Source organism: Cupriavidus gilardii (assembly GCF_008801915.1).
GTDB classification, from domain to species: Bacteria; Pseudomonadota; Gammaproteobacteria; order Burkholderiales; family Burkholderiaceae; genus Cupriavidus; species Cupriavidus gilardii.
The window spans coordinates 1-11,548 of record NZ_VZOV01000048.1 but is presented as its reverse complement, the minus strand read 5'-3'; the positions used below and the strand labels follow the sequence as shown (position 1 = coordinate 11,548).

Sequence of the window (11,548 nt, the reverse complement as noted above, 5' to 3'; positions counted from 1 at the left end):
CTGCGCCGGCCCGAGCCGCCGCGCACGGCCATGCCGGCGCCGTCCGCGGCCGCCGACGAGGCATTCGCGCCGAGCCCCAACAAGGCGCCGCCGGCCGCCGCGCCGCTGCCGCCGGACGATGGCACGCCCGCGATCTTCGACGGCGACTGGCCCGCGCTGGCTGCCAGCCTGCCGCTGAAGGGCCTGGCCCAGCAGCTTGCCTATCAGAGCGAACTGGCGCGCGTGCAGGGCCGTACCTTCGTGCTGCGCGCGCCGGTCGCCGCGATCGCCGAAGGCAACGCGGTCGAGCGCCTGGCGCAGGCGCTGTCGGACCATTTCGGCGAAGCGGTGCGCGTGCACTGCGAGGTCGGCGCGGTCAGCGAGACCGCCGCGGCGGCCGACGCGCAGGCGCGCGCCGAGCGCCAGCGCGCGGCTGAAGCCGCGATCGAGAACGATCCGTTCGTGCAGGGGCTGTTGCGCGAGTTCGGCGGCCAGATCGTGCCGGGCTCGATCCAGCCGCGGGCGCTGTGACACCGGTACGCCGGCCAGAACGTTGCATACGCCCCACGCTCATCAGCTCATCGGCCCATACGCTCATACAGAAGGCGCACGGCGCGCACCGACACCGAATCCACCGAATCCATCGAACTCAGGAGAAGCATCATGATGAAGGGCCAACTCGCCGGGCTGATGAAGCAAGCCCAGCAGATGCAGGAAAACATGAAGAAGATGCAGGAGCAGCTCGCCCTGATCGAGGTCGAGGGCCAGTCCGGCGCCGGTCTCGTCAAGGTCGTGATGACCTGCAAGAACGACGTCAAGCGCGTGACCATCGATCCGAGCCTGCTCGCCGAGGGCGAGGACAAGGAGCTGCTGGAAGACCTGGTCGCGGCCGCGTTCAACGATGCGGTGCGCAAGGCCGAAGCGACCACGCAGGAGAAGATGGGCTCGATGACCTCGGGCCTGCCGCTGCCTCCGGGCTTCAAGCTGCCGTTCTGAGCGCCGGCTTGCCCCACGCAGACTCCCGATGAAGGCATCCACTCCCACCTCGCTGCAGGCGCTGGTCGAGGCACTGAAGGTGCTGCCCGGCGTCGGCCCGAAGTCGGCGCAGCGGATCGCCTATCACCTGCTGCAGCATGACCGCGAGGGCGCGCGCCGGCTCGGCGACGCGCTGCGCGGCGCGGCCGACGGCGTGCGCCACTGCGCGCGCTGCAATACCTTCACCGAGGCCGAGGTCTGCGAGACCTGCCTGGACGCGCGCCGCGATGCCTCGCTGCTGTGCGTGGTCGAGACGCCAGCCGACCAGGTGATGATCGAGCAGACGCTGACCTATCGCGGCCAGTATTTCGTGCTGATGGGCCGGCTGTCGCCGCTGGACGGCGTCGGCCCGCGCGAGATCCATCTGGACCGGCTGCTGGCGCGCGCCACCGATCCGGCGCTGGGCGGCCCGGTGGCCGAGGTCATCGTCGCCACCAACTTCACCAGCGAGGGCGAGGCCACCGCGCATTACATCGGCGAGATGCTGAAGGCGCGCGGGCTCAAGGTCTCGCGGCTGGCGCGCGGCGTGCCGGTCGGCGGCGAGCTCGAATACGTCGATGCCGGTACCATCGCGCGCGCGGTGATGGACCGCCGCACGCTGTGAAGCGCGATGCCGCATCGCATCGCTTCGGCCCGCATGGTCTGATCGCCCGATGAACCTGGCCCGCTTCGATCTGGTCACGCTGGGACTGTTCGTCGCCGTCGCGCGGCAGGGCAGCATCTCGGCCGGCGCGCGCCAGTCGCATCTGGCCGTTGCCGCGGCCAGCAAACGGATCTCCGATCTCGAGGCCGCCGTCGGCGCGCCGCTGTTCTTCCGCCATGCGGCCGGCGTGCAGCTGACCGAGGCGGGGCAGGCGTGCTTCCATCACGCGCTGACCGTGCTGCAGGACGTCGAGCGCATGGCGGGCGTGATGTCCGACTATGCGTCTGGCGTGCGCGGGCAGGTGCGCGTCTGCGCCAACACCTCGGCGATCACGCAATTCCTGCCCGACGATCTGGCCGGCTTCATGCGGCTGCATCCGACCATCCGCATCGAGCTGGAAGAGCAGAACAGCGGCGATATCGTCGCGGCGCTGGTCGAGAACCGCGCCGACGTCGGCATCTTTGCCGACCGCACGCCCAGCGCGGGCCTGGTCACCGTCGAATACCGCCAGGACGAACTGGTGCTGGTCACGCCGCCGGGGCATCCGCTGTCGCAGCGCGGGCCGGTGCGCTACGCCGATACCCTCGAATACGACTTCGTCAGCCTGCCGCAGGTGACCTCGCTGGCCGCGCGCCTGCTCGAGGAAAGCAGCCGGCTGGAGCGGCCGTTCCGGCTGCGCATCCAGGTGCGCAGCTTCGATGCGATGTGCCGCATGGTGATGGCGGGCCTGGGCGTCGGCGTGCTGCCGCGCATCGCCGCCGAGCCGCACGTCAAGTCGATGGGCCTGTCGCTGGTCAAGCTGCAGGACGCCTGGGCGCAGCGCTCGCTGCTGATCGGCATGCGCGATCCGGCCGCGCTGACGGTGTCGGCCCGGCTGTTGATCACCCATCTTTGCGGCGATCGCGCGCCGTTCTGATTTCCCGCACTGAGGATTGCCCTGTCCCCGCCGTCTCCCACAAGCGGGAGAGGGAGCCTGCTGCTGGCCGCATGGTTTTCCCCTCTGCCGCTTGCGGGAGAGGGGCAGGGGAGAGGGCGGAGGGCAGCAGCCTTTCGCGTTCGGTGAAAGCCCGCTTCACCGATTGACGCCTTCCGCGCCCCCAAGCCCTGCGGCACACTGCGTCCAAATTCGATCGCAGGGCCCTCCCGCCGTGCTCCTCGCGATCGCCAGACACACATCGATCCCCGGAGACAATCCGCATGCCGCGACAGATTCTGGATGGCATCCGCGTGCTCGAACTCGGGCAGCTGATCGCCGGCCCCTTCGCCGCCAAGACGCTGGCCGATTTCGGCGCCCACGTGATCAAGGTCGAGCCGCCCGGACAGGGCGATCCGCTGCGCAAATGGCGCATGCTGTATCAGGACACCTCGGTCTGGTGGGAGGCGCAGTCGCGCAACAAGGAATCGATCTGCATCGACCTGCGCAGCCCCGACGGGCAGGCGCTGGTGCGCAAGCTGGCCGCCGAGGCCGACGTGCTGATCGAGAACTTCCGCCCCGGCACGATGGAAAAGTGGGGCCTGGGCTGGGACGTGCTGCACGCCGCCAATCCGAAGCTGATCATGCTGCGCGTATCCGGCTACGGCCAGACCGGCCCGAAGCGGGATGAACCCGGCTTTGCCGCCGTTGCGGAGGCGATGAGCGGGCTGCGCCATCTGACCGGCGAGCCGGGCCGGCCGCCGGTGCGCGCCGGGCTGTCGCTGGGCGATACCATCGCCGGCCTGCATGGCGCGCTGGGCGTGCTGCTGGCGCTGTACGAGCGCGATGCGCGCGGCGGCACCGGCCAGGTCATCGACGTGGCGCTGTACGAGGCGCTGTTCAATCTGAGCGAGAGCCTGCTGCCCGAGTATTCGGCGTTCGGCGCGGTGCGCCAGCCGGCCGGCGGCGCGCTGCCCGGCATTGCGCCGTCGAACGCCTATCCGTGCGCCAGCGGCGAATATGTGCTGGTCGCCGCCAACGGCGATGCGATCTTCAAGCGGCTGATGCAGGCGATCGGCCGGTCCGACCTGGCCGACGATCCAGCGCTGGCGCGCAACGACGGCCGCGTGGCGCGGGTCGACGAACTCGATGCCGCGATCGCGGCGTGGACGCGCACGCAGGACATCGACAGCGCGCTGGCCGTGCTGCGCGAGGCCCAGGTGCCGTCCGGCCGCATCTACACGGTCAAGGACATCGCCGAGGACCCGCACTACCGCGCGCGCGGCGTGATCGAGCAGGTCACCGCCGCCAGCGGCCTGACGGTCGAGGTGCCGGGCATCGTGCCCAAGCTGTCCGGCAGCCCCGGCGCGATCCATGATCGCGCGCCGACGCTCGGCGAGCATACCGACGCGGTGCTGGCGCAGGCGGGCTTCGATGCCGCGACGATCGCCGACCTGCGCGCACGCGGGGTGGTGGCATGAACGCGACCGCTTCGAACACGCATTCGACGACCCGCTTCCCGCTGCGCGGCCCGGCCCGCATCGAGATCAACGAGGTCGCGCCGCGCGACGGCCTGCAGATCGAACCGGTGGTGGTGCCGACCGATGCCAAGGTCGCGCTGCTGGAGGCGCTGTCGGACTGCGGCTTCGCCCGCATCGAGGCGACCTCGTTCACCTCCGCCAGGGCGATTCCGGCGCTGGCCGACGCCGAGGCGGTGATGCACCGGATGCGCCGCGCCGACGGCGTGCGCTACACCGTGCTGGTGCCGAATCTGCGCGGACTCGAGCGCGCGCTGTCGTGCGGGCCGGATGAGGTCAATCTGGTGATGTCGGCCAGCGAGACGCACAACCGCGCCAATCTGCGGATGACGCGCGCGCAATCGCAGGCGCAGCTGCTGGCGATGATCGAGGCCGCGCGCGCGGCCGGCGTGCCGGTCAATGTCTCGCTGTCGACGGTATTCGGCTGCCCGTTCGAGGGCGAGGTCGCGATCGACGCGGTGATGGCGCTGGCACGCAGCTTCGCGCTGGCCGGCGCCGACGGCATCACGCTGTGCGATACCACCGGCATGGCCTATCCGAACCAGGTGCGCGCGGTCTGCGAGACCTTCCAGCGCGAACTGCCGGCCACCGGCCTGACCATCCATCTGCACAACACGCGCGGCATGGGGCTGGCCAATGCGCTGGCCGCCTGGGAGACCGGCGTGTCGCGCTTCGACGCGGCCGCCGGCGGGCTCGGCGGCTGCCCCTATGCGCCCGGTGCCAGCGGCAACGTCGCGACCGAGGAGCTCGTGCATATGTTCGCGTCGATGGGCGTGGACACCGGCGTCGATCTGCAGCGCCTGCTCGGCATCATCGGCGAGCTGCCGACCGTGGTCGAGCGCGAGGTCTGCAGCCAGCTGCTGCGCGCCGGTCCGCGGCTGCGGACGCACCAGCCGCCGGCCTGGCTGGCCGAGCATTTCGCGGGACAGTGAGGGCAGGCGGCCTATCCCCCAAGAACAACAGCAATCAGCAAGCACGCGGATGAAGGTCCGCAACCCCAACCCAAAAACAACATCGATTCCTGGAGGAGACAGCATGTCGATCCGTTCGTCCCAACCGTTCCATTCCGCCAGCCCGGTCGCTGACTCGGCCATGCCGGGCCGCCGTCGTCTGCTCGCCGCGGCCGTTTGCGCCGCCGCGGCGTGCCTGAGCGCCGGCGCGCACGCGCAGGACGGCGCCTACCCGAACCGCGCCGTCACGCTGATCGTGTCGGCGGCGCCGGGCGGCACCACCGATCTGGCCGCCCGCATGATTTCCGAGCCGCTGGCCAAGGCGCTCGGCCAGCCGGTGGTCGTCGAGAACCGCCCCGGCGGCGCCGGCGGCATCGCCGCGCAACTGGTGGCGCGCGCCAAGCCCGACGGCTACACGCTGCTGGTGCAGTACTCGGGCTTTCACGTGATCACGCCGCTGCTGATGAAGGGCCTGTCGTGGGACCCGGTCAAGGACTTCGCGCCGGTCGCCAATCTGCTGTCGGCGCCGCAGGTGCTGGTGGTGCGCCCGAGCCTGCCGGTCAAGTCGCTGTCCGAACTGGTGGCCTACGCCAAGGCCAATCCGAACAAGCTGAACTACGCGTCGTCGGGCAACGGCTCGCTGCAGCATGTGTCCACCGAGCTGCTGAACCAGATGGCCGGCATCCGCATCACGCACGTGCCGTACAAGGGCACCGGTCCCGCGATGACCGACCTGCTCGGCGGCTCGGTCGACCTGACCATCACCACGCCGCCGCCGCTGATTCCGCATATCCAGGCCGGCAAGCTGCGCCCGCTGGTGGTCACCAGCAAGAACCGGCTGCCCAGCCTGAAGGACGTGCCGTCCGCGCCCGAGGCCGGCTACGCCGATCTGGACGTGTCGTCGTGGTTCGCGATGTACGCGCCGGCCGGCACGCCCAAGCCGGTGATCGACAAGCTGACCGGCGAGATCGACAAGATCATGAAGACCGAGGCCTTCCGCAAGAAGGCCGAGGAGCTGGGCGCCGAGGCGAAGTACATGAACCCGTCGCAGCTGGGGCAGTACCAGCGCGCCGAGCTGACGCGCTGGGGCAAGGTCATCCAGTCGGCCAATATCCAGGCCGAGTAAGCCCGGGCGGCGGGTCATCGCGTCGTTCCCGCGCAAGCGGGAATCCGGCGTCTTTCGCGGCCGCCGGGTCCCCCGCTAGGTAGTGTTCCCGATTGGGCCGCCCCGCGCCGCTCGGATAGCATCGCACGAAGCCGCGCGGCGGCGGAACACAAAAAGCAGGAGACACAGATGTACAACCGGAAATTCTGGAAACAGGTGCTGATCGCGCTGGTGCTGTTCCTGGCCGGCTGGTTCACCTTCGGCGGCTTCGCGCATGCGCAGGGCAAGCCGGAGAAGACCAAGGTCACGATCGCGGTCGGCGGCAAGAACCTGTTCTACTACCTGCCGCTGACGATCGCCGAGCGCCAGGGCTACTTCAAGGACGAAGGGCTCGACGTCGAGATCGTCGACTTCGCCGGCGGCGCCAAGGCGCTGCAGGCGGTGGTCGGCGGCAGCGCCGACGTGGTTTCCGGCGCCTACGAGCACACCATCAATCTGCAGGCCAAGGGCCAGGACTACCGCGAGTTCGTGCTGCAGGGCCGCGCGCCGCAGATCGTGCTGGTGACCTCGAACAAGACCATGCCGGACTTCAAGTCGGTGGCGGACCTGAAGGGCAAGAAGATCGGCGTCACGGCGCCCGGATCGTCGACCAACATGATGGCCAACTTCGTGCTGGCCAAGGCCGGCCTCAAGCCTTCGGACGTGTCGTTCATCGGCGTGGGCGCCAGCAACGGCGCGGTCGCGGCGATGCGCTCGGGCCAGATCGACGCGATGGCGAACCTGGACCCGGTGATCTCGATGCTGACGCAGAAGAACGAGGTCCGCGTGGTGGCCGATACCCGCACGCTGAGGGACACGCAGGCGGTGTTCGGCGGCAACATGCCGTCGGGCTGCCTCTATGCGTCGGCCTCGTTCATCGAGCAGAACCCGAACACCACGCAGGCGCTGACCAATGCGATGGTGCGCGCGCTGAAGTGGCTGCAGAAGGCGGGCCCGTCGGACATCGTCAAGACGGTGCCCGAGAGCTATCTGCTGGGCGACCGCGCGCTGTATCTGTCGGCGTGGGAGAAGGTCAAGGAAGCGATCTCGCCGGACGGCATGATGCCGGCCGACGGTCCGCGTACCGCGCTGGCGACGCTGCAGCAGTTCGATCCGGCACTCAAGGGCAAGGCGATCAAGCTGGACCAGACCTTCACCAACAGCTTCGTGCAGAAGGCCAACGCCAAGTACAAGTAAGCCGCGCCGCGGCGCACCGTCGTCCCCGCGAAGGCGGGGACCCGGCGGCTTCCAGAGGCGCCTGGATTCCCGCGTGCGCGGGAGTGACCTGAGGATCGGCGGCACGTCCCCGGCGGGCCGCCGATCTGCCGGCTTCCGGTTGTATCAGACAAGGGCCGCGCGCCCTGGATGCGCCATGGAGGCGCCACCGAACACCACGCCGCCGCCGGCCCGGCCGATGCGCGGCGCACGCACAGCGACACGCATGACCACTCCGGCCCTTTCCCTCGACAACGTCACCTGTACCTTCATCTCGCGCGAGGACCGCAACCAGCGCTACACCGCCGTCCAGGACGTCTCGCTGGCGATCGCGCCCGGCGAATTCGTCTCGGTGGTCGGGCCCACCGGCTGCGGCAAGTCGACGCTGCTCAATGTCGGCGCCGGCCTGCTGGCGCCGTCGTCCGGCCAGGTGCGCGTATTCGGCGAGCCGCTGGCCGGCATCAATGCGCGCGCCGGCTACATGTTCCAGACCGAGGCGCTGATGCCCTGGCGCAGCGCGCTCGACAACGTGATCGCGGGTCTCGAATTCCGCGGCGTGCCGCGCGCGCAGGCGGTTGCGGAAGGCGAGGAGTGGCTGCGCCGCGTGGGGCTCGGCGGCTTCGGCGACCGCTATCCGCACCAGCTGTCGGGCGGCATGCGCAAGCGCGTCGCGCTGGCGCAGACGCTGGTGCTCGACCCCGACATCATCCTGATGGACGAGCCGTTCTCCGCGCTGGACGTGCAGACCCGCCAGCTGATGGAAAACGAGGTGCTGGAACTGTGGGCCGCCAAGCGCAAGGCGGTGCTGTTCATCACGCACGATCTGGACGAGGCGATCGCGATGAGCGACCGCGTGGTGGTGCTGTCGGCGGGACCGGCGACGCATCCGATCGGCGAATTCGACATCGACCTGCCGCGTCCGCGCGACGTGGCGGAGATCCGCAACCATCCGCGCTTCGTCGAACTGCACGCGGCGATCTGGGACGTGCTGCGCGAGGAAGTGCTCAAGGGCTATGCGCAGCAGCGCAAGGTCGCCTGAAGCGGCGGCCATCGACACCGACACGGATACCGGCACCGACACCGATACGTCGATCCCGCAACTGACAAGAAAAAACGATCCATGGCATTCCGTACCGATTCCCGCAGCATGCTGCGCGTCTGGCAACTGCTCGTCCTCGTGGTCATCCTCGGCGCCTGGCACCTGGCCACGCGCTCCCAGCAGGTGGCGTTCTTCTTCGGCGAGCCGTGGCTGGTGGCGCAGCGCGTCTGGAGCTGGTTCTTCGTCGAGCGCGACATCTACCTGCATCTGGGCGTCACGCTGCTCGAAACGGTGCTGGCGTTCGGCATCGGCACCGTCGCGGGCCTGGGCGTCGGCCTGTGGCTGGCGCTGAGCCCGGTGGCCTCGGCCATCCTCGATCCGTACATCAAGGCGATGAACTCGATGCCGCGCGTGATTCTGGCGCCGATCTTCGCGGTGTGGTTCGGCCTCGGCATCTGGTCCAAGGTCGCGCTGGCGGTGACGCTGGTGTTCTTCATCGTCTTCTTCAACGTCTACCAGGGCGTCAAGGAGGTCAGCCCCGTGGTGCTGGCCAATGCGCGCATGCTGGGCGCCAACCGGCAGCAGCTGCTGCGTCATGTCTATCTGCCGAGCGCGACCAGCTGGGTGTTCTCGTCGCTGCATACCTCGGTGGGCCTGGCCTTCGTCGGCGCGGTGGTGGGGGAATACCTGGGCTCCGCACGCGGGGTCGGCTATCTGATCCTGCAGGCGGAAGGGACCTTCGACATCAACACGGTGTTCGCCGGCATCGTGGTGCTGACGGCGTTCGCGCTGGTGCTGGACTGGATGGTGGGGCTGGTGGAGCGGCGGCTGATGAAGTGGCAGCCGAAGAGCGGGGAGACGGAGAAGCTGTAGGACGAGGTGGGTGACGGTAGACGGACAGTAAGCGACGGGTCTTCTCCCTCTCCCGCTTGCGGGAGAGGGGTGGGGAGAGGGAAGTCCCGCCTTACGGCACGATCACGATCTTGCCGGTGACCTTGCGCGCTTCCATGTCCTTGAGCGCCTGCGCGGCCTGCTCCAGCGGATAGCGCGCCGAGATGTGCGGGCGGATCTTGCTTTCCTTCATCCAGCCCAGCATCTGCGCCATGTTGGCCTGGTTGGCGCGCGGCTCGCGGCGCGTGAATTCGCCCCAGAACACGCCGACCAGCGATGCTCCCTTCAGCAGCGCCAGGTTCAGCGGCATCTTCGGAATCTCGCCGTTGGCGAAGCCGACCACCAGATAGCGGCCGCGCCAGCCGATCGAACGGAATGCGGGTTCCGCATAGATGCCGCCGACCGGGTCATAGATGACGTCCGGACCCTTGCCATCGGTCAGCGCCTTGATGCGCTCGCGCAGGTCCTCGGTGCTGTAGTTGATCAGCGCGTCGGCGCCATGCTCCTTGCAGACGGCGAGCTTCTCGTCGGTCGACGCGGCGGCGATCACCCGCGCGCCGATCGCCTTGCCGATCTCGATCGCGGCCAGGCCCACGCCGCCGGCCGCGCCCAGCACCAGCATGGTCTCGCCGGCCTTCAGTTCGCCGCGATCGACCACCGCGTGGTGCGAGGTGCCATAGGTCAGCGTGAAGGCGGCGGCGGTCTCGAAATCGATGCCCGGCGGCATCGGCACGACCGCGGCGGCGGGTGCCTTGGCCTGCGTCGCGAACGCGCCGTTGCCCAGATAGGCGATCACCTTGTCGCCGGGTTTGACGTGGCTGACGCCGTCGCCGACCGAGTTGACGATGCCGGCCAGCTCGGAGCCCGGGGAAAAGGGCAGCTGCGGCTTGGCCTGGTACTTGTTCTGGATGATCAGCACGTCGGGGAAATTGACGCCGGCGGCTTTCACGTCGATCACGACTTCGCCGGGACCGGCGACCAGGTCGGGCAGGGTTTCGAGCGCCAGCGAATCGGGCGGGCCCCAGGCTTTGCACAGTACGGCTTTCATCGTGTCTCCATTCAGTCTTGATGTCTTGATGCCTCGATCTGAACCGCGCGGCCACGCGGCCCGGGCTAGTGTAGCGCAGAAATAGTACGATCGTTCAGTTCGGCGGCCGGGGCGGCGATGCGGTGCAAATCGCCCGTTGCGGCAGCACCGGCGCGCGACGCCATCGCAATCGCCTCGGGTACAATCGCGGCCATGCACATCCTTCTCGCCAACGACGACGGTTACCTCGCGCCGGGACTTGCCATGCTGCATGCCGCGCTGGCGCCGCTGGGCCGTATCACCGTGATCGCTCCCGAGCAGAATCATAGCGGCGCATCGAATTCGCTGACGCTGCAACGGCCGCTGACGGTGTTCGAGGCCAGAGAGGGCGTGCAGAAGGGATTTCGCTTCGTCAATGGCACGCCGACCGACTGCGTGCATATCGCGCTGACCGGCCTGCTCGACGAAAAGCCGGACCTGGTGGTGTCGGGCATCAACCAGGGCCAGAACATGGGCGAGGACGTGCTGTACTCCGGCACCGTCGCCGCCGCGATCGAAGGCTTTCTGCTCGGCATCCCGTCGATCGCCTTCTCGCAGGTCGACAAGGGTTGGGAACATCTGGATGCCGCGGCCCGCATCGCGCGCGGCATCGTCGAGCGCGCGATCGCGACGCCCCCGCGCGAACCGTTCCTGCTCAACGTCAATATCCCCAATCTGCCGTACGAACATATCCGCGGGCTGCGCGCCACGCGGCTGGGCAAGCGCCATCCTTCGCAGCCGGTGATCTCACAGGTCAATCCGCGCGGCGAGACCAACTACTGGATCGGTCCGGCCGGCGACGCGCTCGATGCCAGCGAAGGCACCGATTTCCACGCGACCGCGGAAGGCTTCGTTTCGCTGACGCCGCTGCAGCTGGATCTGACCCACCGCGCCCAGCTCGATACGCTGCGGCAATGGCTTGCATGAGGCCAGCCGCGTGCCGGCCGCCGGGACCATGGGCGCGTTGAGGCCATGAGTTCGAGCCCGCGCCGCCCGAAGTTTCCGCTGACGCTCGACTCCGTGGTCGAGCGCAAGCCCGCGCCCGCGCGGACCGCGGGCCTGCCGGCGATGGCGGGCAAGCGTGCCGCCACGCCGGCCCCGGCGCCGACGCCGGCGCGCCGCGTGCCTCCCGCCG

At 69.0% G+C, this 11,548-nt stretch carries 12 protein-coding genes and 1 pseudogene; 12 read left to right on the top strand and 1 reads right to left on the bottom strand.

All coding sequences use genetic code 11. The features are described from left to right. From F7Q96_RS25995 to F7Q96_RS25950, 10 genes are all read left to right on the top strand, one after another. The coding region (locus F7Q96_RS25995) for a DNA polymerase III subunit gamma/tau C-terminal domain-containing protein (protein ID WP_282960315.1) at window positions 1–510 on the top strand (510 nt) is incomplete at its 5' end. 132 nt (window positions 511–642) lie between these two features. Next, a complete protein-coding gene (locus tag F7Q96_RS25990; RefSeq protein WP_023263605.1) occupies window positions 643–975 on the top strand; it encodes a YbaB/EbfC family nucleoid-associated protein in 333 nt (110 codons plus the stop codon). Window positions 976–1,003: 28 nt separating this feature from the next. Continuing rightward, entirely contained in the window at window positions 1,004–1,618 is a 615-nt protein-coding gene (recR, locus tag F7Q96_RS25985; protein WP_053822074.1) for a recombination mediator RecR, read from the top strand. Window positions 1,619–1,667: 49 nt separating this feature from the next. Further along, window positions 1,668–2,573 carry a LysR family transcriptional regulator gene (locus F7Q96_RS25980; RefSeq protein ID WP_053822073.1) on the top strand — a complete coding sequence of 302 codons (906 nt, stop codon included), beginning with the start codon at window positions 1,668–1,670 and terminating at the stop codon, window positions 2,571–2,573. Window positions 2,574–2,854: 281 nt separating this feature from the next. Next, a complete protein-coding gene (locus F7Q96_RS25975) occupies window positions 2,855–4,051 on the top strand; it encodes a CaiB/BaiF CoA transferase family protein (protein WP_053822072.1) in 1,197 nt (398 codons plus the stop codon). Further along, entirely contained in the window at window positions 4,048–5,040 is a 993-nt protein-coding gene (locus F7Q96_RS25970) for a hydroxymethylglutaryl-CoA lyase (RefSeq protein WP_053822071.1), read from the top strand. The genes F7Q96_RS25975 and F7Q96_RS25970 overlap by 4 nt, the downstream gene beginning before the upstream one ends. 160 nt (window positions 5,041–5,200) lie before the next feature. Further along, window positions 5,201–6,184 (top strand): Bug family tripartite tricarboxylate transporter substrate binding protein, encoded by a 984-nt coding sequence (locus F7Q96_RS25965; RefSeq protein WP_053823130.1) that lies wholly within the window; start codon window positions 5,201–5,203, stop codon window positions 6,182–6,184. Window positions 6,185–6,352: 168 nt separating this feature from the next. Continuing rightward, window positions 6,353–7,399 (top strand): ABC transporter substrate-binding protein, encoded by a 1,047-nt coding sequence (locus tag F7Q96_RS25960; protein ID WP_053822070.1) that lies wholly within the window; start codon window positions 6,353–6,355, stop codon window positions 7,397–7,399. A gap of 244 nt (window positions 7,400–7,643) precedes the next feature. Next, complete coding sequence (locus F7Q96_RS25955; RefSeq protein ID WP_053823129.1) at window positions 7,644–8,456, top strand: ABC transporter ATP-binding protein; 813 nt, start codon at window positions 7,644–7,646, stop codon at window positions 8,454–8,456. 81 nt (window positions 8,457–8,537) lie between these two features. Next, window positions 8,538–9,329, top strand: coding sequence for an ABC transporter permease (locus F7Q96_RS25950; RefSeq protein WP_053822069.1), 792 nt, complete (start codon window positions 8,538–8,540; stop codon window positions 9,327–9,329). 91 nt (window positions 9,330–9,420) lie between these two features. On the opposite strand, the gene F7Q96_RS25945 is transcribed toward F7Q96_RS25950, so the two are convergent. Then, window positions 9,421–10,395 (bottom strand): NADPH:quinone oxidoreductase family protein, encoded by a 975-nt coding sequence (locus F7Q96_RS25945; protein WP_053822068.1) that lies wholly within the window; start codon window positions 10,393–10,395, stop codon window positions 9,421–9,423. A gap of 192 nt (window positions 10,396–10,587) precedes the next feature. On the opposite strand from F7Q96_RS25945, the gene surE reads away from it, so the two are divergent. Both surE and F7Q96_RS27470 read left to right on the top strand, forming a co-directional pair. Further along, window positions 10,588–11,340, top strand: coding sequence for a 5'/3'-nucleotidase SurE (gene surE, locus F7Q96_RS25940; protein WP_053822067.1), 753 nt, complete (start codon window positions 10,588–10,590; stop codon window positions 11,338–11,340). Between the two features lie 45 nt (window positions 11,341–11,385). Next, window positions 11,386–11,548: pseudogene (locus F7Q96_RS27470) on the top strand (protein-L-isoaspartate(D-aspartate) O-methyltransferase); the annotation flags it as partial.